Source organism: Streptomyces sp. NPDC102270, assembly GCF_044766405.1.
In the GTDB taxonomy this organism is placed as follows: Bacteria; Actinomycetota; Actinomycetes; order Streptomycetales; family Streptomycetaceae; genus Streptomyces.
The window spans coordinates 42,692-63,728 of the sequence record NZ_JBIWLX010000007.1 but is presented as its reverse complement, the minus strand read 5'-3'; the positions used below and the strand labels follow the sequence as shown (position 1 = coordinate 63,728).

The following is a 21,037-nucleotide window of genomic DNA, read 5'->3' as shown; positions in this document are numbered from 1 at the left end:
ACATGAGCAAGATCCTGATCCGTGGTGCGAAGGTGCTCGGCGGCGAGCCGCAGGACGTGCTGATCGACGGCCCGGTCGTCGAGGCGGTCGGCAGCGGGCTCCCGGACGAGGGCGCCGAGGTCGTCGAGGCGGCCGGCAAGCTGCTCCTGCCGGGCCTGGTCGACCTGCACACCCATCTGCGCGAGCCGGGCCGCGAGGACTCCGAGACCGTCCTGACCGGCACCCGCGCGGCGGCCTCCGGCGGCTACACGGCCGTGTTCGCCATGGCCAACACCTTCCCGGTCGCCGACACCGCCGGTGTGGTCGAGCAGGTGTACCGGCTCGGCCAGGAGCACGGCTACTGCGACGTGCAGCCCATCGGAGCCGTCACCGTCGGCCTGGAGGGCAAGAAGCTCGCCGAACTGGGTGCCATGCACGAGTCGGCCGCCGGTGTCACCGTCTTCTCCGACGACGGCAAGTGCGTCGACGACGCCGTGATGATGCGGCGGGCGCTGGAGTACGTGAAGGCCTTCGGCGGGGTCGTCGCCCAGCACGCGCAGGAGCCGCGGCTGACCGAGGGCGCCCAGATGAACGAGGGCGTCGTCTCCGCCGAGCTGGGGCTCGGGGGCTGGCCCGCGGTGGCCGAGGAATCGATCATCGCCCGGGACGTCCTGCTCGCCGAGCACGTCGGCTCCCGCGTCCACATCTGCCACCTGTCGACCGCCGGGTCCGTCGAGATCGTGCGCTGGGCCAAGTCCCGCGGCATCGACGTCACCGCCGAGGTCACCCCGCACCACCTGCTCCTCACCGACGAGCTGGTGCGGTCGTACAACCCGGTCTACAAGGTGAACCCGCCGCTGCGCACCGAGCGGGACGTGCTCGCCCTGCGCGAGGCGCTCGCCGACGGCACGATCGACATCGTCGCCACCGACCACGCCCCGCACCCGCACGAGGACAAGGACTGCGAGTGGGCCGCCGCCGCCATGGGCATGGTGGGCCTGGAGACCGCGTTGTCCGTGGTGCAGGAGACCATGGTGGACACCGGGCTCCTCGACTGGGCCGGGGTCGCCGAGCGCATGTCCTTCGCGCCCGCCCGCATCGGGCGGGCCACGGGACACGGCCGTCCCGTCTCGGCTGGTGAGCCCGCCAACCTCACGCTGGTCGACACGGAATACCGTGGGTCGGTGGACCCCGCGGGCTTCGCCTCGCGCAGCCGCAACACTCCGTACGAGGGGCGTGAGCTGCCGGGCCGTGTCACGCACACGTGGCTCCGGGGCAGGGCCACGCTCGTCGACGGGAAGCTCACGTGACATCTGAAATCCTGCTGGCCGCCGGTCTCGCAGCCGAGAAGAAGTCGGCCGAGGTCACCGACTGGGCCGCCCGCATCGGCTGGCTCGTCGGCCTCGCCCTCTTCGTCGCGCTCGTCTACTGGCTGATGCGCGAGGGCTGGAAGTGGCGCGGCACGCTCCAGGGCGACCTGCCCGAGCTCCCCACCGTGCCGGACGACCCCGGCCCGGCGAGACTGAGCATGAGCGGCCGCTACCACGGCTCCACCACCGCGGGGCAGTGGCTCGACCGGATCGTGGCGCACGGCCTGGGCACCCGCAGCCGGGTCGAGCTCACGCTCACCGACAAGGGACTGGACGTCGTACGACCCGGAGCCACCGACTTCTTCGTTCCGCGCGAGGCCCTGCGGGAGGCCGTGCTCGGCAAGGGCATCGCCGGCAAGGTCCTGACCGAAGGCGGGCTGCTCCTGGTGACCTGGGCGCACGGCGAGCGGCTGATCGACTCGGGGTTCCGCTCGGACCACGCGGCCGAGCACACCGAGTGGGTCGACGCCATTAACTCCATGATCAACAAGACGGAAACGGAAGGCGCACGATGACCACCTCCACTAGGGGAGCCTCGAAGGCTCCCGCGGTACTCGTCCTGGAGGACGGCCGGATCTTCCGCGGCCGTGCCTACGGGGCCGTGGGGGAGACCTTCGGCGAGGCCGTGTTCTCCACCGGCATGACCGGCTACCAGGAGACCCTGACCGACCCGTCGTACGCCCGCCAGATCGTCGTCGCGACCGCCCCGCAGATCGGCAACACCGGCTGGAACGACGAGGACGACGAGTCGCGGCGCATCTGGGTGTCCGGGTATGTCGTGCGCGACCCCGCGCGGGTGCCGTCCAACTGGCGCTCCCAGCGCTCCCTGGACGACGAGCTGGTCGCGCAGGGCGTCGTCGGCATCAGCGGCATCGACACCCGCGCGCTCACCCGCCACCTGCGCGAGCGCGGTTCCATGCGCGCCGGGGTCTTCTCCGGCGAGGCGATCGCCGCCGAGTCGGAGCTCGTCGCGCGCGTGCAGGCCCAGCCGCACATGAAGGGCGCCTCGCTGTACGAGGAGGTCGCCACCAAGGAGGCGTACGTCGTCCCCGCGGTCGGCGAGAAGAAGTTCACGGTCGCCGCGATCGACCTCGGCATCAAGGGCATGACTCCCCACCGCATGGCCGAGCGCGGTATCGAGGTGCACGTACTGCCGGCCACGGCCACCCCGGAGGAGGTCTACGCCGTCGCTCCCGACGGGGTCTTCTTCTCCAACGGCCCCGGCGACCCGGCCAACGCCGACGGCCCGGTCGCGCTCATGACCGCCGTTCTGGAGCGCCGGACGCCGTTGTTCGGCATCTGCTTCGGCAACCAGATCCTCGGCCGCGCGCTCGGCTTCGGCACCTACAAGCTGAAGTACGGCCACCGGGGCATCAACCAGCCCGTGCAGGACCGGACCACCGGCAAGGTCGAGGTCACCGCCCACAACCACGGCTTCGCCGTGGACGCGCCGCTCGACAAGGTCAGCGAGACCAGGTTCGGACGCGTCGAGGTCTCGCACGTCTGCCTGAACGACAACGTCGTGGAGGGACTCCAGCTGCTCGACCAGCCGGCCTTCTCCGTCCAGTACCACCCCGAAGCGGCAGCGGGCCCGCACGACGCCGCCTATCTGTTCGACCGCTTCACGTCTTTGATGAGCACAGCTCCGATGGAGGGCCAGCGTGCCTAAGCGCACCGATATCCAGTCCGTCCTGGTCATCGGCTCCGGCCCGATCGTCATCGGCCAGGCCGCCGAGTTCGACTACTCAGGTACCCAGGCATGCCGCGTGCTCAAGGCCGAGGGCCTGCGCGTCATCCTCGTCAACTCCAACCCGGCGACGATCATGACCGACCCGGAGATCGCCGACGCCACCTACGTCGAGCCGATCACCCCGGAGTTCGTCGAGAAGATCATCGCCAAGGAGCGCCCCGACGCCCTGCTGCCCACCCTGGGCGGCCAGACGGCCCTCAACACGGCGATCTCCATGCACGAGCAGGGTGTGCTGGAGAAGTACGGCGTCGAGCTGATCGGCGCCAACGTCGAGGCGATCAACAAGGGCGAGGACCGCGACCTGTTCAAGGGTGTCGTCGAGGCCGTCCGCGAGAAGATCGGGCACGGCGAGTCCGCCCGGTCCTACATCTGCCACTCCATGGACGACGTACTGAAGGGCGTCGAGCAGCTCGGCGGCTACCCCGTCGTCGTCCGCCCGTCCTTCACCATGGGCGGCGCCGGCTCCGGTTTCGCGCACGACGAGGAGGAGCTGCGCCGCATCGCGGGACAGGGACTCACGCTCTCGCCGACCACCGAGGTGCTCCTGGAGGAGTCCATCCTCGGCTGGAAGGAGTACGAACTGGAGCTGATGCGCGACAAGAACGACAACGTCGTGGTCGTCTGCTCCATCGAGAACTTCGACCCGATGGGCGTGCACACCGGTGACTCGATCACCGTCGCGCCGGCCATGACGCTCACCGACCGCGAGTACCAGGTACTGCGCGACGTCGGGATCGCGATCATCCGCGAGGTCGGCGTCGACACCGGCGGCTGCAACATCCAGTTCGCGGTGAACCCCGAGGACGGCCGCGTGATCGTCATCGAGATGAACCCGCGCGTGTCGCGTTCCTCGGCGCTCGCCTCCAAGGCGACCGGCTTCCCGATCGCCAAGATCGCCGCGAAGCTCGCCGTCGGCTACACGCTGGACGAGATCCCGAACGACATCACCGAGCAGACCCCGGCCTCCTTCGAGCCGACGCTCGACTACGTGGTGGTCAAGGCCCCGCGGTTCGCGTTCGAGAAGTTCCCGTCCGCCGACTCCACCCTCACGACCACCATGAAGTCGGTCGGCGAGGCCATGGCGATCGGCCGGAACTTCACCGAGGCCTTCCAGAAGGCACTGCGCTCGCTGGAGAAGAAGGGCTCCCAGTTCACCTTCGTGGGCGAGCCCGGCGACAAGGCCGCCCTCCTGACGGAGGCCGTGCGCCCCACCGACGGCCGTATCAACACCGTCATGCAGGCCATCCGCGCGGGTGCCACGCCCGAGGAGGTCTTCGAGTACACGAAGATCGACCCCTGGTTCGTCGACCAGCTCTTCCTGATCAAGGAGATCGCGGACGAGCTGGCCGCCGCCGACCGCCTCGACGCCGACCTGCTCGCCGAGGCCAAGCGGCACGGCTTCTCCGACCAGCAGATCGGCGAGATCCGCGGCCTGCGCGAGGACGTGGTGCGCGAGGTGCGGCACGCGCTGGGCGTCCGCCCGGTCTACAAGACGGTCGACACCTGCGCGGCCGAGTTCGCCGCCAAGACGCCGTACTTCTACTCCTCCTACGACGAGGAGAGCGAGGTCGCGCCCCGGACCAAGCCCGCGGTGATCATCCTGGGCTCCGGTCCGAACCGCATCGGCCAGGGCATCGAGTTCGACTACTCCTGCGTGCACGCGTCCTTCGCGCTGTCGGACGCCGGGTACGAGACGGTGATGGTCAACTGCAACCCGGAGACCGTCTCCACCGACTACGACACCTCCGACCGGCTGTACTTCGAGCCGCTCACCCTGGAGGACGTCCTGGAGATCGTCCACGCGGAGCAGCAGGCCGGCCCGGTCGCGGGCGTGATCGTGCAGCTCGGCGGCCAGACCCCGCTGGGCCTGGCGCAGGCGCTCAAGGACAACGGCGTGCCGGTCGTGGGCACCTCGCCCGAGGCGATCCACGCCGCCGAGGACCGCGGCGCCTTCGGCCGTGTCCTCGCCGAGGCGGGCCTTCCGGCCCCCAAGCACGGCACCGCCACCACCTTCGCCGGCGCCAAGGCCATCGCGGACGAGATCGGCTACCCGGTCCTCGTGCGGCCGTCGTACGTCCTCGGCGGCCGGGGCATGGAGATCGTCTACGACGAGACCCGCCTGGAGTCCTACATCGCCGAGTCGACCGAGATCAGCCCCTCGCGGCCGGTCCTGGTCGACCGTTTCCTGGACGACGCCATCGAGATCGACGTCGACGCCCTCTACGACGGCCAGGAGCTCTACCTGGGCGGCGTGATGGAGCACATCGAGGAGGCCGGCATCCACTCCGGCGACTCGGCGTGCGCGCTGCCGCCGATCACCCTGGGCGGCTTCGACATCAAGCGGCTGCGGGCCTCCACGGAGGCCATCGCGCGCGGAGTGGGCGTCCGGGGCCTGATCAACATCCAGTTCGCGATGGCCGGGGACATCCTCTACGTCCTCGAAGCCAACCCGCGCGCGTCCCGCACCGTCCCCTTCACCTCGAAGGCGACCGCGGTGCCGCTCGCCAAGGCCGCCGCCCGGATCTCGCTGGGCGCGACCGTCGCCGAACTGCGCGCCGAGGGCCTGCTGCCCGCCAAGGGCGACGGCGGCGAACTCCCGCTGGACGCGCCGATCTCCGTCAAGGAGGCCGTCATGCCGTGGTCGCGGTTCCGCGACATCCACGGCCGCGGCGTCGACACGGTCCTCGGCCCGGAGATGCGCTCCACCGGCGAGGTCATGGGCATCGACTCCGTCTTCGGCACGGCGTACGCCAAGTCGCAGGCGGGTGCCTACGGTCCGCTGCCCACCAAGGGGCGCGCGTTCATCTCGGTCGCCAACCGTGACAAGCGCTCGATGATCTTCCCGGCGCGCGAGCTCGTCGCCCACGGCTTCGAACTGCTCGCCACCTCCGGCACGGCCGAGGTCCTCAAGCGCAACGGCATCAACGCCACCGTCGTGCGCAAGCAGTCCGAGGGCACCGGTCCCAACGGTGAGAAGACCATCGTCCAGCTCATCCACGACGGCGAGGTCGACCTGATCGTCAACACCCCGTACGGCACCGGCGGCCGCCTCGACGGCTACGAGATCCGTACGGCGGCCGTGGCGCGGTCGGTCCCGTGTCTGACGACGGTCCAGGCGCTCGCCGCCGCCGTCCAGGGCATCGACGCCCTCAACCACGGTGACGTGGGCGTCCGTTCGCTTCAGGAACATGCGCAGCACCTGACCGCGGCCCGCGACTAGCAGCCCCGAGGGGGACACCGGAAACGGTGTCCCCCTCTTGGTGAGGACACCATGTACAAGATCTTCTTCAATCTCGTCTTCAAGCGCCTGGACCCCGAGCAGGCCCATCACCTGGCCTTCGGGTGGATCCGCCTCGCCGTCCGCGTCCCCGTGCTGCGCACCTTCCTTGCGGCCGCCCTCGCGCCCCGCCACAAGGAGCTGCGCACCGAGGCCTTCGGGCTGCGCATGCACGGCCCCTTCGGTCTCGCCGCGGGCTTCGACAAGAACGCGGTCGCGATCGACGGCATGGCGATGCTGGGCTTCGACCACATCGAGATCGGCACGGTGACGGGGGAGGCCCAGCCCGGCAACCCCAGAAAGCGGCTGTTCCGCCTGGTGCCGGACCGCGCGCTCATCAACCGGATGGGCTTCAACAACGAGGGCTCGCTGGCCGTGGCGGCCCGTCTGGCGTCCCGTGAGCCGGTCTTCAAGACCGTCGTGGGCGTCAACATCGGCAAGACCAAGGTCGTCCCCGAGGCCCAGGCGGTCGGCGACTACGTGAAGTCGGCCGAGCGCCTCGCGCCCTTCGCGGACTACCTCGTCGTGAACGTGTCGTCGCCCAACACACCAGGCCTGCGCAACCTCCAGGCCACGGAGGTGCTGCGTCCGCTCCTGACCGCCGTCCGTGAGGCCGCCGACCGGATCGTCGCGCACCGGCATGTCCCGCTCCTGGTGAAGATCGCGCCCGACCTGGCCGACGAGGACGTCGACGCGGTCGCCGACCTGGCCGTCGAGCTCGGCCTGGACGGCATCATCGCCACCAACACCACCATCGCGCGCGAGGGACTCGGTCTGACCTCCGGAGCCGCCCTGGTGAACGAGACGGGCGGCCTCTCCGGGGCACCCCTGAAGCAGCGCTCCCTGGAGGTCCTCAGGCGCCTGTACGCGCGCGTGGGCGACCGGATCACCCTGGTGGGCGTCGGGGGCGTAGAGAACGCCGAGGACGCCTGGCAGCGCATCCTGGCGGGTGCCACGCTGGTCCAGGGCTACAGCGCCTTCGTCTACGAGGGCCCCTTCTGGGCCCGTGCCATCCACAAGGGCCTCGCCGCGCGCCTGCGCACCAGCCCCTACGCCACTCTCGCCGACGCGGTCGGCGCCGACGTGAGAAAGGTCACGGCATGACCGAGCCCTTCGGCGCCCGCCTGCGCCGCGCCATGGACGAACGCGGCCCGCTGTGCGTGGGGATCGACCCGCACGCCTCACTGCTCTCCGAGTGGGGCCTGGACGACGACGTGGCCGGTCTGGAGCGGTTCAGCCGTACGGTCGTCGAGGCGCTGTCCGACCGGGTCGCCGTGTTCAAGCCCCAGAGCGCGTTCTTCGAGCGCTTCGGCTCGCGGGGCGTCGCCGTCCTGGAGAAGACCGTCCAGGAGGCCCGTGCGGCCGGTGCGCTCGTCCTCATGGACGCCAAGCGCGGCGACATCGGCTCGACCATGGCCGCGTACGCCGAGGCCTTCCTGCGCAAGGACTCCCCGCTGTTCTCGGACGCGCTGACCGTGTCGCCGTACCTCGGCTACGGCTCGCTCTCGCCGGCCATCGCGCTGGCCCGCGAGAGCGGCGCGGGTCTGTTCGTGCTCGCCCTCACCTCCAACCCGGAGGGCGGCGAGGTCCAGCACGCCGTCCGCGTGGACGGCCGGAACGTCGGCGCGACCATGCTGGGCCACCTGGCCGCTGAAAACTTGGGAGAGGAGCCCCTGGGGTCCTTCGGCGCCGTCGTCGGGGCCACGCTGGGCGATCTGTCGTCGTACGACCTGGACATCAACGGTCCGCTCCTCGCGCCCGGCGTCGGCGCCCAGGGGGCCACCCCGGCCGATCTTCCCCGGGTGTTCGGGGCGGCGATCCGCAATGTGGTCCCGAACGTGAGCCGGGGACTGCTGCGCCACGGCCCCGACGCCGGAGCCCTGCGGGCGTCCGCCGACCGGTTCGCGCAGCAGATCCGAGCCGCGCAGCCGACCGCATGACGACTTTCGAACCTCTCGTTCGAGTCCTCGACGAGGGGTTCGTGACCCGCTTGAGTCTGAATACATCCTCAAATCCTGGGCAGTATGTCTGAAATGTCCGGCCTGACGGAGGCTGACCAGGACTTTTCCGCTGTTCTCGCTGACTCTGGCGGACTTGGCCGCTAGTCTCCGACGCAGAGTCAACGGGCGAGCGTGTTGCTCGTGGCTCCCCAGGTGTGGGGCGACTAGGTTCCTCACCGGTCCGTATCCGACAGTTCGACATCCGAGGTGACGTAGGCGTGGCTCTTCCGCCCCTTACCCCTGAACAGCGCGCAGCCGCGCTCGAAAAGGCCGCCGCGGCTCGCCGGGAGCGGGCCGAGGTCAAGAATCGACTCAAGCACTCCGGCGCCTCTCTCCACGAGGTCATCAAGCAGGGCCAGGAGAACGACGTCATCGGGAAGATGAAGGTCTCGGCCCTGCTCGAATCCCTGCCGGGCGTGGGCAAGGTCCGCGCCAAGCAGATCATGGAGCGGCTCGGCATCTCCGAGAGCCGCCGGGTGCGCGGCCTCGGCTCCAACCAGATCGCTTCTCTGGAGCGTGAGTTCGGCAGCACCGGTTCCTGAACCGGGTCACTCCGGGAAGGGAGTCCCGGGCACTCCGGGATTGCTGGAATAATCGCTGCATGGCTGCAACATTCCGGGGGACGACCCCCGAGCCCCCGGACGTACGTCCGCGGCTGACCGTGCTCTCCGGCCCCTCGGGGGTCGGCAAGAGCACGGTCGTCGCCCATATGCGCAAGCAACACCCCGAGGTCTGGCTCTCGGTGTCGGCGACGACCCGCAGGCCCCGCCCCGGCGAGAAGCACGGCGTCCAGTACTTCTTCGTCACCGACGAGGAGATGGACAAGCTGATCGCCAACGGCGAACTGCTGGAGTGGGCGGAGTTCGCCGGCAACCGCTACGGCACGCCGCGTGCGGCCGTGCTGGAGCGGCTGGAGGCGGGCGAGCCCGTCCTCCTGGAGATCGACCTCCAGGGGGCCCGGCAGGTCCGTGAGTCCATGACGGACGCCCAGCTGGTGTTCCTGGCTCCTCCCTCCTGGGAGGAGCTCGTGCGCAGGCTCACCGGGCGGGGCACCGAGCCGCCCGAGGTGATCGAGCGCCGCCTGGACGCGGCGAAGATCGAACTGGCGGCTGAACCCGAGTTCGATGTGACCTTGGTCAACACCTCCGTCGAGGACGTGGCGCGCGAGCTGCTAGCCTTGATGGATGTTGTGTGATCGTGCCTGCTCACTGAGGCTTGATCATTCGCACTGATTCTTTCCCATCCATCGGAAGGTAGAGCGTGTCCTCTTCCATCTCCGCGCCCGAGGGCATCATCAACCCGCCGATCGACGAGCTCCTCGAGGCAACCGACTCGAAGTACAGCCTCGTGATCTACGCGGCCAAGCGGGCCCGCCAGATCAACGCGTACTACTCGCAGCTCGGCGAGGGCCTGCTTGAGTACGTCGGTCCGCTGGTGGACACCCACGTCCACGAGAAGCCGCTCTCGATCGCCCTCCGCGAGATCAACGCGGGTCTGCTGACGTCCGAGGCCGTCGAGGGTCCGGCGCAGTAGTAGTACGTTCAGCTTTTCGCTGACTTATCCACAGGCCCGGCAGCGCGACTGTCGGGCCTGTGGTGTGTGATGGACCCGTACGTCGCACTCGTACGTTGCCGAGCCGATCAGAGACGGGGAGAGACGGTGGACAAGCCGAAGGTCGTGCTGGGGGTCAGCGGCGGCATCGCCGCGTACAAGGCCTGCGAGCTGCTGAGAAGACTCACGGAGTCCGGCCACGACGTCCGCGTCGTCCCCACCGCCTCCGCGCTGCACTTCGTGGGCGCCGCCACCTGGTCCGCCCTGTCCGGCCACCCGGTCTCCACCGAGGTCTGGGACGACGTCCACGAGGTCCCGCACGTCCGCATCGGGCAGCACGCCGACCTCGTGGTCGTGGCCCCGGCCACCGCCGACATGCTCGCCAAGGCGGCCCACGGCCTGGCGGACGACCTGCTCACCAACACGCTCCTGACGGCCCGCTGCCCGGTCGTCTTCGCGCCCGCCATGCACACCGAGATGTGGGAGCACCCGGCCACCCAGGAGAACGTGGCGACCCTGCGCCGCCGCGGCGCCCTCGTGATCGAACCGGCCGTCGGCCGGCTGACCGGCGTCGACACCGGCAAGGGCCGGCTGCCGGACCCCGCCGAGATCTTCGAGGTCTGCCGTCGTGTGCTGGCCCGCGGTGTCACCGAGCCCGACCTCAAGGGCCGGCACGTCGTCGTCAGCGCCGGCGGCACCCGTGAGCCCCTCGACCCGGTCCGCTTCCTCGGCAACCGCTCCTCCGGCAAGCAGGGGTACGCCCTCGCCCGCACCGCCGCCGCGCGGGGCGCCCGGGTCACGCTGATCGCGGCGAACACCGGCATCCCGGACCCGGCCGGCGTGGACGTCGTCCCCGTGGGGACGGCCGTGCAGTTGCGCGAGGCGGTTCTGAAGGCGGCGGCCGACGCCGACGCGGTCGTCATGGCGGCGGCGGTCGCGGACTTCCGGCCGCAGACGTACGCGGCCGGAAAGATCAAGAAGAAGGACGGCCGGGACCCCGACCCCATCGTCCTGGTGCGGAATCCGGACATCCTCGCCGAGATCTCGGCCGAGCGCGCCCGCCCCGGACAGGTGATCGTCGGATTCGCCGCGGAGACCGACGACGTGCTGGCCAACGGCCGTACGAAGCTGGAGCGCAAGGGCTGCGACCTCCTCGTCGTCAACGAGGTGGGCGAGCGCAAGACCTTCGGGTCGGAGGAGAACGAGGCGGTGGTTCTGGGCGCCGACGGCAGCGAGACTCCAATACCGCACGGCCCGAAGGAGTTTTTGGCCGAAACCGTCTGGGACCTGGTGGCGCGGCGGCTGAGCTGAGTGTTTCATTCGCTTTTCGATCCCCAGGAACCTCCGCCGTACAGGCGTGGCGCCCCTGGCCAAGTCCGCTCCGAATTGGGCACAATGCCCGTGCCGCAGGTCACAGCCCTCCCGAGAGGCGAGACAGGGGGGCCGGTGGCCGAGCACGACCGATAAACTGTTCTCGGACGATGCCGGGCGCAGCCCCCGAGCCCGTCCGCCAATGATCAGCCAGCAGCCGCTGCAACCCCAGGGAGCGTTGTGTCCCGTCGTCTGTTCACCTCGGAGTCCGTCACCGAGGGCCACCCCGACAAGATCGCTGACCAGATCAGTGACACCATCCTCGACGCGCTCCTCAAGGAGGACCCGACCTCCCGGGTCGCGGTCGAGACCCTGATCACCACCGGTCTGGTGCACGTGGCCGGTGAGGTCACCACCAAGACCTACGCGCCGATCGCCCAGCTGGTCCGCGACAAGATTCTGGAGATCGGTTACGACTCCTCCAAGAAGGGCTTCGACGGCGCCTCCTGCGGTGTCTCGGTGTCGATCGGCGCGCAGTCCCCGGACATCGCCCAGGGCGTCGACACCGCCTACGAGAACCGGGTCGAGGGCGACGAGGACGAGCTGGACCGCCAGGGCGCGGGCGACCAGGGTCTGATGTTCGGCTACGCGACGGACGAGACGCCCACGCTGATGCCGCTGCCGATCTTCCTGGCGCACCGGCTGGCCAAGCGCCTGTCCGAGGTCCGCAAGAACGGCACCATCCCCTACCTGCGCCCGGACGGCAAGACGCAGGTCACCATCGAGTACGACGGCGACAAGGCCGTCCGTCTCGACACGGTCGTGGTCTCCTCGCAGCACGCGTCCGACATCGACCTGGAGTCCCTGCTGGCCCCCGACATCCGCGAGTTCGTCGTGGAGCCGGAGCTCAAGGCGCTCCTGGACGAGGGCATCAAGCTGGACACGGACAGCTACCGCCTCCTGGTCAACCCCACCGGCCGCTTTGAGATCGGCGGCCCGATGGGCGACGCCGGCCTGACCGGCCGCAAGATCATCATCGACACGTACGGCGGCATGGCCCGCCACGGCGGCGGCGCCTTCTCCGGCAAGGACCCGTCCAAGGTGGACCGCTCGGCGGCGTACGCGATGCGCTGGGTCGCCAAGAACGTCGTCGCCGCGGGTCTCGCCTCGCGCTGCGAGGTCCAGGTCGCCTACGCCATCGGCAAGGCCGAGCCCGTGGGTCTGTTCGTCGAGACCTTCGGCACCGCGAAGATCGACGCGGACAAGATCGAGAAGGCGATCGACGAGGTCTTCGACCTCCGTCCGGCCGCCATCATCCGCGACCTCGACCTGCTGCGCCCGATCTACTCCCTGACGGCGGCGTACGGCCACTTCGGCCGTGAGCTTCCGGAGTTCACGTGGGAGAAGACGGACCGCGTGGAGGCGTTGCGGAAGGCCGCGGGTCTGTAGGCCCGTCAGCCCCCTGCGGTGTGCCGCGAGGCCCGGTGTCCCTTCGGGGCGCCGGGCCTCGGCGTGTCACGGGCCCGATCGTGCGGCCGAGCGGGTTCAAGGCGGCGCCGGTTGTCAGTGGGGTTTGGTAAGAATGCAAGCGTGAGCAGCGAGAACGGGTCGGTGGACGGCGGCGCCGAGGGAGCGCAGCCCGAGCAGCTTGCGCTCATTCGGGAGAGTGTGCGCAAGGCCAAGGTGCCCCGGGCCAAGCCGCGGACATGGCGGGGGGCCGCGCTGGCCAGGGAGCTGCCGGTCGCGCGGGTGCTGGTCGACAAGGGGGTGCTGCACCTCGACCGGTACTTCGACTACGCCGTGCCCGAGGAGCTCGACGCGGACGCGCAGCCGGGGGTGCGGGTGCGGGTGCGGTTCGGCGCCGGGCGCGGGCGGGTCCGGGAAGGACGGCGTGAGGGCGGGGGCCTGATCGACGGGTTCCTGGTCGAGCGGCTCGCCGAGTCGGACTACTCCGGGCCGCTGGCGGCGCTCGCCCAGGTCGTCTCGCCCGAGCCGGTGCTCAGCGAGGAGCTGCTGGGGCTCGCCCGGGCCGTCGCCGACCGGTACGCGGGCAGTCTCGCCGATGTGCTCCAGCTCGCCGTGCCGCCTCGGAGCGCCCGGGCCGAGCAGCGCCCTTCGCCCGAGCCGCTGCCGCCGCCCGCCGCGCCGGAGGCGGGATCCTGGGGGCGGTACGAGCGCGGCGGCGCGTTCCTGGAGTCGCTGGCCTCGGGCGGTGCGCCACGCGCGGTGTGGAACGCCCTGCCGGGCCCGGAGTGGAGTGAGGAACTGGCCCGGGCCGTCGCCGCGACCCTGGCCTCGGGGCGGGGAGCGCTCGTCGTCGTGCCGGACGGCCGAGCCGTCGCGCGCGTCGACGCCGCGCTGACCTCGGTGCTGGGGCAGGGGCGGCATGCGGTCCTGACCGCCGATGCCGGGCCCGAGAAGCGGTATCGGGAGTGGCTGGCCGTGCGGCGGGGGGCCGTGCGGGCCGTGGTCGGGACGCGGGCCGCCATGTTCGCGCCGGTGCGGGACCTGGGGCTCGTCGCTCTCTGGGACGACGGCGACGACAGCCACAGTGAGCCGCACGCCCCGCAGCCGCACGCGCGCGAGGTGTTGTTGCTGCGGGCCGCACTGGACAAGTGCGGCTTTCTGCTGGGCAGTTGGAGCTGCACCGTGGAGGCCGCGCAGCTCGTGGAGAGCGGGTGGGCCCGGCCGCTGGTGGCCTCGCGGGAACAGGTGCGGGCGGTCGCCCCGCTGGTGCGGACGGTCGGGGACCAGGATCTCGCGCGGGACGAGGCGGCGCGCGCGGCCCGGCTGCCGACGCTCGCCTGGCAGGCCGTCAGGGAGGGCTTGCGGGACGGACCGGTGCTCGTCCAGGTGCCGCGCCGGGGGTATGTGCCGCGGATGGCCTGCGCCAACTGCCGGGCACCCGCGCGGTGTCGGCACTGCGCCGGACCGTTGGAGGGGCAGGAGTCCGGGGCGGCACTGCGGTGCGGGTGGTGCGGCCGTGAGGAGGGGGCCTGGCACTGTCCGGAGTGCGGGGGGTTCCGGTTGCGGGCGCAGGTGGTGGGGGCCCGGCGTACCGCGGAGGAGCTGGGCCGGGCCTTTCCGGCTGTTCCGGTGCGGACGTCCGGCCGTGAGCACGTGCTGGACACCGTGCCCGGGGCCCCGGCGCTGGTGGTGAGTACGCCGGGGGCCGAGCCGGTCGCCGAGGGCGGGTATGCGGCGGCGCTGTTGCTGGACGGCTGGGCCATGCTCGGGCGGCCTGATCTGCGGGCCGGGGAGGACGCGCTGCGGCGCTGGATCGCGGCGTCGGCGCTGGTGCGGGCGCAGGAGGCCGGGGGCACGGTGGTGGTGGTCGCCGAGCCCACGTTGCGGCCGGTGCAGGCGTTGGTGCGCTGGGACCCGGTGGGGCATGCCGTGCGGGAGCTGGGGGAGCGGGCCGAGTTGGGGTTTCCGCCGGTGTCGCGGATGGCCGCGGTGTCGGGGACCGGGGAAGCCCTCGCCGAGTTTCTCGCGGCTCTGGAACTTCCGGGTGAGGCGGAGGTGCTGGGACCTGTGCCCTTGCCGGTGACGGTGGCGGGGGGGCCTCGGAGGCTGGGGGCGCCACCGGCCGGGGAGCGGTGGGAGCGGGTGCTCGTCCGGGTTCCGCCGGGGAAGGGGGGCGTGTTGGCGGCCTCGCTCAAGGCCGCGCAGGCTTCGCGGATGGCTCGCGGTGGGGGGAGCGGGGGCGAGGGGGCGGTCTGGGTGCGGATCGATCCGCCTGACATCGGGTGACAGATGCGGGTGGGCGCGGGGTGTGGAAGGGCGGGCGGACTGTTTCGTGGTCGGCGGAGGGGCTACGCGGTGTCGGCTCACCGCCGGGACACGGCCGTATCCACCATGGCGGCCGCAGCCGGCGAGAGCGGACATGCGTCTGCCCTCCCGGTCGTGGGGTGGGAGGGCAGAGAGGGGACGGGTCAGCCGTTGCGGGGGCCGGGGAAGGCTGTGGGCCTTGCCTCCTCGCGGAGGGTGGGGCTGCCCGCGGTGGGCTGGGTGGGCATGGAGCGGGCCGCGGGGACCGTGGGGACCGACGGCACCGTGGGGATACCGGTGTTGACGCTGACCGTGCGGGTCCCCGACGTCTCCGTGGCGCGCTCGGCGTCGGCTGTCGCCTGGGCCGCGGCGCGGCGGGCGCCGTAACGACGGTGGACCGCCTGCTTGGTGACGCCGAGGGCGGAGCCCACCGCGTCCCACGAGAAGCCGAGCGAGCGGTCGAAGTCGACCGCGGCCGTCACCAGGGTCTCGACGCTGTCCCGCAGTTCCTGTGCGAGACGGACCGTGGGAGCGGGGGCGCGTCCGTAGACGACGAATCCCGTGGAGGGACCGGAGCGGCGCGGGCGGTAGACGTTGCCCAGTTGAGCGGTCAGGGTGCGCAGTGCGTCCACCTGCCGGCGGACCCGCTCGATGTCCCGCACCAGCAAGTGCAGGCTTGCCCGAGCCTGGGCGTCGTGGGTTGCGTGGTCGGCCATGAACAAGCCTCTCGAACCGGCGTTGAAAAGGATGGGGCCGCAATCGCGGCCCGTTGTGGTCAACTCTTTCTTGACCAACGCGTTTACGCTCCGCTGGTCACGCAGTGGGGGCGTACAGGCATATTCGTGCGCCGGGGGCGGGGGGCTCGCGCCTTGGCCGGGGGGGCGGGTCGCGCGTGCCAGGCCCTCCGCGGCCGTGCGGCGGTCGAGCCCCGCCATAGACTTGTGCGTTGCCCGTCGTCATCCGTCCGAGAGGCCCTGCCCACTCATGAAGCTCGTCTTCGCCGGTACCCCCGAGGTCGCCGTTCCCGCTCTGGACGCTCTCATCGCCTCCGGGCGGCATGAGGTCGCCGCCGTCGTCACGCGGCCGGACGCGCCGGCGGGGCGGGGGCGCAGGCTGGTCGCGAGCCAGGTCGCGCAGCGGGCCGAGGAGGCGGGCATCGAGGTGCTGAAGCCCGTCAAGCCGCGGGATCCGGAGTTCCTCGAGCGGCTTCGCGAGATCGCCCCGGACTGCTGCCCCGTCGTCGCCTACGGCGCCCTCCTGCCGCGCGTCGCCCTCGACATCCCCGCGCACGGCTGGGTCAACCTGCACTTCTCGCTGCTGCCGGCCTGGCGTGGGGCCGCTCCCGTGCAGCACGCCATCATGGCGGGGGACGAGATCACGGGCGCCTCGACCTTCCTCATCGAGGAGGGGCTGGACTCCGGGCCCGTCTACGGCACCGTCACCGAGGAGATCCGGCACACCGACACCAGCGGTGACCTGCTGACCCGGCTCGCCTTCGCCGGAGCGGGGCTGCTCGGCGCGACCATGGACGGCATCGCGGACGGCACGCTGAAGGCCGTACCGCAGCCGTCCGAGGGCATCACCGTCGCGCCGAAGATCACCGTCGAGGACGCGCGGGTCGACTGGGCGGCGCCCGCGCTGCGGGTGGACCGTGTCGTGCGCGGGTGCCACCCGTCGCCCGGTGCCTGGACGACCTTCCGCGGCGAGCGGCTCAAGCTCATCCAGGTCCAGCCGGTTCCCGACCGTACGGATCTCGCCCCCGGCGCGCTCTCGGTCGGCAAGAACAGCGTCCACGTCGGTACCGGGTCGCACGGCCTGGAGCTGCTGTGGGTGCAGGCCCAGGGCAAGAAGCCGATGAAGGCCGCGGACTGGGCGCGGGGCGTGAGGATCTCCGACGGGGAGACCGTCGGCGAGTGAGGCAGGTTCGGTCGGGCGGCGGCGCTGTCGGCCGGTGCGTGGGTTTCCGGGGTGCCTGTGCGGTCGGCAGGGTGCGTGAAGGCGGGGGCGTGGTGGCAAGTCGCCGGGGTGCTGGCGGCTCGGTCTTCCGGCGTGTGGGGTCCGCCGGTGCCCGGGGCTCCTGCGGTGTCTGTGAGGGCGGGAGACGGTCGGTGTGGTGGTGGTTGTCAGGGCACCGCAGAGGCGGGCTCGACGTGCGGGCGGTGGTCGCCGGTCCGGTCGTCCGCGTGAGCACGTGACGAGACGGTGCGGCGCGGTCGGATCGGCCGTGCCGCGTCTGCGGCGAGTGACGCCCCGGTCCCGGGATCACCCGGCCCCCTCGAAGGGTCACCTGGTCCTCGGCGGACGTATTCTTGGGGCGTATCCAGACCTTGAACCCGGAGCACCTTTTTCGTGAGCGACCAGCCCCGTCGGCCCCACAAGCCCGGCAAGCCCTACCGTCGGCCCCAGAAGGACCCCGTCCGCTTCCTCGCCTTCGAGGCGCTGCGGGCCGTGGACGAGCGGGACGCGTACGCCAACCTCGTCCTGCCGCCGCTGCTCAGGAAGGCACGGGAGAAGGGCGGCTTCGAGGCGCGGGACGCGGCCCTCGCCACCGAGCTGGTGTACGGGACGCTGCGCCGGCAGGGGACGTACGACGCGATCATCGCGGAGTGCGTCGACCGGCCGCTGCGCGAGGTCGACCCGCCGGTGCTCGACGTCCTGAGCCTCGGGGCGCATCAACTGCTCGGGACGCGCATCCCGACGCACGCCGCCGTGTCCGCCTCCGTCGAGCTCGCGCGGGTCGTGCTCGGGGACGGACGGGCCAAGTTCGTCAACGCCGTGCTGCGGAAGATCGCGCAGGACGACCTCGACGGGTGGATCGCCAAGGTCGCTCCGCCCTACGACGACGATCCCGAGGACCATCTCGCCGTCGTCCACTCCCACCCCCGCTGGGTCGTCTCCGCGCTGTGGGACTCCCTCGGCGGCGGGCGGGCCGGCATCGAGCGGCTGCTGGCGGCCGACAACGAACGGCCCGAGGTGACCCTCGTCGCCCGGCCGGGGCGGTCCACCGCCGAGGAACTGCTGCGCGAGGAGTCGGCCGTGGCGGGGCGCTGGTCGCCGTATGCCGTACGGCTGTCCGAGGGCGGTGAGCCCGGGGCCGTCGACGCCGTACGGGAGGGCCGGGCCGGCGTGCAGGACGAGGGCAGTCAGCTCGTCGCTGTGGCGCTGGCGAACGCGCCTCTCGACGGGCGGGACGAGAAGTGGCTCGACGGGTGTGCGGGACCCGGCGGCAAGGCCGCGTTGCTCGCCGCGCTCGCCGCCGAGCGCGGGGCCATGCTGCTCGCCTCCGAGAAGCAGCCGCACCGGGCCGGGCTCGTCGCCAGGGCGCTCGCCGGAAATCCCGGGCCGTACCAGGTCATCGCCGCGGACGGGACCCGGCCGCCGTGGCAGCCGGGGAGTTTCGACCGGGTCCTGATGGACGTGCCGTGCACGGGGCTCGGCGCGCTGCGGCGGCGCCCGGAGGCCCGGTGGCGGCGTCGGCCCGAGGACCTGGAGGGCTTCGGGCCCTTGCAGCGGGCGCTGTTGAGCACCGCGATGGACTCCGTCCGGGTGGGCGGCGTCGTGGGGTACGCGACCTGTTCGCCTCATCTCGCGGAGACGCGGGCCGTTGTCGAGGACGTGCTCAAGCAGTGGCCGGCCGCCGAACTTGTCGACGCGCGGCCGTTGTTCCCCGGCGTGCCGGAGCTGGGGGAGGGGCCGGACGTTCAGTTGTGGCCGCATGTGCACGGGACCGATGCGATGTATATGGCGGTCATCCGCAGGACCGGATGATCTAGTCGCGCGTCTGCGGCGCCGTCGTGGCCGGTCGCGCGGTTCCCCGCGCCCCTGGGTGGGTCTCCTCCTCCCTGGACAGGCGGTGTGGCCACCACACCCTCGGCCCCACGTCCAGGAACAAGGACGTGACCAGCACCGACCGCACGATGAACGTGTCCAGCAGGACGCCCAGCGCCACCGTGAAGCCGATCTCCGCGAAGGCGACCATCGGGAGGGTGCCGAGAGCGGCGAAGGTGCCGGCCAGGACCAGACCGGCGGAGGTGATGACCGCGCCGGTCGCGGCCAGACCCGTGACCACGCCCGCGCGGGTGCCCCCGTGGGCCGTCTCCTCGCGGATGCGGGTGGTCAGGAAGATGTTGTAGTCGATGCCGAGCGCCACCAGGAAGACGAACACGAACAGTGGGAAGTCCGTGGCCTCGCCCGCGTAGTCGAACAGGTGGCGGAAGGCCAGGGCGCTGATGCCCAGGGCCGCTGTGAAGGACAGGATCACCGTCCCGATCAGCAGCAACGGGGCGATCAGGGCGCGCAGCAGGGCGCACAGGATCAGCATCACCACGACCAGCACCAGCGGAATGATCAGGATGTTGTCGTGCGTGGTCGCCCGGTCCATGTCCAGCAGCGCGGCCGTACCGCCGCCGACCTGGGCGTCGGCGTCCGGGACCGCGTGGACGGCGTCCCGGACCCGCTCCACCGTCTGTTTCGCGGCCTCGCTGTCGGCCGGCGCGGTCATCGTCGCCTCGAAGAGGACCTTGCCCTCGTGCGACGGTTTCGTGCCCGGTGGCAGGCCCAGGGACTCGGGCACGACTCCCCGGGTTCCCGCGACCGCCTCGCCGACCTGTCGTGCCTGGGCCTGGTTGCTGACGACGACCAGGGGATCGCCGCTGCCCGCGGGGAAGTACTTCGCGGACACCTCCTGGCCGACGATCGAGTCCGGTTTCCCGGTGAACGCGTCGGCATTGCCGATGCCTTGGGCGCGCAGCTGGATCAGGCCGAGCGAGCAGATCACGAGGGCCGCGGCCGTGGCGCTCCAGACCATCCGGGGGCGGAGGGCCATACGGCGGCCGGCGCGGGCCCAGAGGCCGGTCTCGATGCGGTCCGGGTCGCCGAAGCGTGGGATCGCCGGCCAGAACATCCAGCGGCCGAAGATCACCAGCAGGGCCGGGAACAGGGTCATCATGGCCAGCAGGGCGACCGCGACACCGATCGCGGCGACCGGGCCGAGGCCGCGGGTCGAGTTCATCTCGGCGGCCAGCAGGACCAGCATGCTCAGGACGACGGTCGCGCCGGAGGCGAGTACTGCCGGGCCCGCGCGGTGCAGGGCGAGGGCCATCGCCTCGTGGCGGTCCTCGTGGTGGTGCAGTTCCTCCCGGTAGCGGGCGACCAGCAACAGGGCATAGTCGGTCCCCGCGCCGAAGACGAGCACGGTCAGGATGCCCGCGCTCTGGCCGTTGACCGTCAGGCCCGCGTACTCGGCGAGCAGGTAGACGAAGGCCTGGGCGGTGAACAGCGCGGCGACCACCGAGAGCAGCGGGATCAGGAGCAGGGTGGGGCTGCGATAGGTGATGAGCAGCATGACGATCACGACGCCCATCGCCGACAGCAGCAGCGTCGAGTCGATGCCCTCGAAGGCCTTCGAGAAGTCCGCGGAGGTGCCGCCCGGGCCGGTGATGTGCACGGCGAGGCCGTCGCCGCCCTTGCCCACGACGTCCCGGATGGAGTCGACCGCGGGCGCGATCTCCTTCCAGCCCTTCGCGTCCATGGTGATCGGGACGAGGATCTGGGCCGCGCGCGGGTCGCCCTGCCGGTCGTAGACCGGGCCCCGGCTCTCCGAGCCGCGGATGCCGTGGGCCGTGAGCCGCTTGATCTCGGCCGCGTCCTTGGCGATCGCGACCCGCTCCTGCGCCGTGAGGCCGCTGTCGCGCGCGTAGACGACGACCGCGGGGATCTGCTCCGGCCGGAAGTCGTCGGAGAGCTGCAGGACCTGGGTCGACTCCGCGGAGCCGGGCAGCCAGGAGGCCGCGTCGTTGTCCTGGGCGTCGGTGAGCTTGGAGGCGAGGGGCGCCGTCAGGAAGAGCAGCACCAGCCACAGGGCCAGCACCAGCCACTTGGCACGGCGTCCGCAGACGAGATGCGCGATGCCCCGATTTCCGCTCATGGCCACCCCTGGTGCCATCTGTCGAGCCGACCGGCCGCCCAGCATGACACGGGCGGCCCGTTCACAACATCGGATGAACGGCTGAGGTCTGGACCGGCGCGC

16 protein-coding genes are annotated in these 21,037 nt (G+C 71.4%); 14 read left to right on the top strand and 2 right to left on the bottom strand.

Translation table 11 applies throughout. From position 1 onward, the window contains the following. The first annotated feature begins 2 nt into the window (after positions 1 to 2). From ACIRP7_RS15400 to ACIRP7_RS15345, 12 genes are all read left to right on the top strand, one after another. A complete protein-coding gene (locus ACIRP7_RS15400; RefSeq protein ID WP_403658591.1) occupies positions 3 to 1,289 on the top strand; it encodes a dihydroorotase in 1,287 nt (428 codons plus the stop codon). Continuing rightward, complete coding sequence (locus ACIRP7_RS15395) at positions 1,286 to 1,864, top strand: hypothetical protein (RefSeq protein ID WP_352389966.1); 579 nt, start codon at positions 1,286 to 1,288, stop codon at positions 1,862 to 1,864. The genes ACIRP7_RS15400 and ACIRP7_RS15395 overlap by 4 nt, the downstream gene beginning before the upstream one ends. Then, positions 1,861 to 3,018 carry a glutamine-hydrolyzing carbamoyl-phosphate synthase small subunit gene (carA, locus tag ACIRP7_RS15390; protein WP_403658588.1) on the top strand — a complete coding sequence of 386 codons (1,158 nt, stop codon included), beginning with the start codon at positions 1,861 to 1,863 and terminating at the stop codon, positions 3,016 to 3,018. Before ACIRP7_RS15395 ends, carA begins: the two co-directional genes overlap by 4 nt. Further along, positions 3,011 to 6,319: a carbamoyl-phosphate synthase large subunit gene (gene carB / locus ACIRP7_RS15385; protein WP_403658585.1), complete on the top strand. Its 3,309-nt coding sequence runs from the start codon at positions 3,011 to 3,013 to the stop codon at positions 6,317 to 6,319. Before carA ends, carB begins: the two co-directional genes overlap by 8 nt. 51 nt (positions 6,320 to 6,370) lie before the next feature. After that, positions 6,371 to 7,480 (top strand): quinone-dependent dihydroorotate dehydrogenase, encoded by a 1,110-nt coding sequence (locus ACIRP7_RS15380; protein WP_403658582.1) that lies wholly within the window; start codon positions 6,371 to 6,373, stop codon positions 7,478 to 7,480. Next, complete coding sequence (gene pyrF, locus ACIRP7_RS15375; RefSeq protein WP_403658579.1) at positions 7,477 to 8,316, top strand: orotidine-5'-phosphate decarboxylase; 840 nt, start codon at positions 7,477 to 7,479, stop codon at positions 8,314 to 8,316. Before ACIRP7_RS15380 ends, pyrF begins: the two co-directional genes overlap by 4 nt. 278 nt (positions 8,317 to 8,594) lie before the next feature. Beyond that, positions 8,595 to 8,918 carry an integration host factor gene (locus ACIRP7_RS15370; RefSeq protein ID WP_003977346.1) on the top strand — a complete coding sequence of 108 codons (324 nt, stop codon included), beginning with the start codon at positions 8,595 to 8,597 and terminating at the stop codon, positions 8,916 to 8,918. 59 nt (positions 8,919 to 8,977) lie between these two features. Beyond that, positions 8,978 to 9,571 carry a guanylate kinase gene (gmk, locus tag ACIRP7_RS15365; protein ID WP_403658576.1) on the top strand — a complete coding sequence of 198 codons (594 nt, stop codon included), beginning with the start codon at positions 8,978 to 8,980 and terminating at the stop codon, positions 9,569 to 9,571. Positions 9,572 to 9,636: 65 nt separating this feature from the next. Further along, positions 9,637 to 9,909 (top strand): DNA-directed RNA polymerase subunit omega, encoded by a 273-nt coding sequence (gene rpoZ, locus ACIRP7_RS15360; RefSeq protein WP_003988945.1) that lies wholly within the window; start codon positions 9,637 to 9,639, stop codon positions 9,907 to 9,909. Positions 9,910 to 10,035: 126 nt separating this feature from the next. Next, entirely contained in the window at positions 10,036 to 11,238 is a 1,203-nt protein-coding gene (gene coaBC, locus ACIRP7_RS15355; RefSeq protein ID WP_403658573.1) for a bifunctional phosphopantothenoylcysteine decarboxylase/phosphopantothenate--cysteine ligase CoaBC, read from the top strand. A 240-nt stretch (positions 11,239 to 11,478) separates the two neighbouring features. After that, positions 11,479 to 12,687: a methionine adenosyltransferase gene (metK, locus tag ACIRP7_RS15350; RefSeq protein WP_403658570.1), complete on the top strand. Its 1,209-nt coding sequence runs from the start codon at positions 11,479 to 11,481 to the stop codon at positions 12,685 to 12,687. Between the two features lie 141 nt (positions 12,688 to 12,828). Next, positions 12,829 to 14,991 (top strand): primosomal protein N', encoded by a 2,163-nt coding sequence (locus ACIRP7_RS15345; RefSeq protein WP_403658567.1) that lies wholly within the window; start codon positions 12,829 to 12,831, stop codon positions 14,989 to 14,991. A gap of 182 nt (positions 14,992 to 15,173) precedes the next feature. On the opposite strand, the gene ACIRP7_RS15340 is transcribed toward ACIRP7_RS15345, so the two are convergent. Beyond that, entirely contained in the window at positions 15,174 to 15,725 is a 552-nt protein-coding gene (locus ACIRP7_RS15340; RefSeq protein ID WP_352389957.1) for a hypothetical protein, read from the bottom strand. A 268-nt stretch (positions 15,726 to 15,993) separates the two neighbouring features. On the opposite strand from ACIRP7_RS15340, the gene fmt reads away from it, so the two are divergent. Beyond that, positions 15,994 to 16,926, top strand: a complete 933-nt coding sequence (fmt, locus tag ACIRP7_RS15335; RefSeq protein WP_403658564.1) for a methionyl-tRNA formyltransferase — start codon at positions 15,994 to 15,996, stop codon at positions 16,924 to 16,926. A gap of 432 nt (positions 16,927 to 17,358) precedes the next feature. Beyond that, positions 17,359 to 18,777 carry an RsmB/NOP family class I SAM-dependent RNA methyltransferase gene (locus ACIRP7_RS15330; protein WP_403658561.1) on the top strand — a complete coding sequence of 473 codons (1,419 nt, stop codon included), beginning with the start codon at positions 17,359 to 17,361 and terminating at the stop codon, positions 18,775 to 18,777. A gap of 1 nt (position 18,778) precedes the next feature. Here ACIRP7_RS15330 and ACIRP7_RS15325 read toward each other — a convergent pair whose 3' ends face one another. Further along, entirely contained in the window at positions 18,779 to 20,935 is a 2,157-nt protein-coding gene (locus tag ACIRP7_RS15325; protein WP_403658558.1) for an MMPL family transporter, read from the bottom strand. Between the last annotated feature and the right edge of the window lie 102 nt (positions 20,936 to 21,037).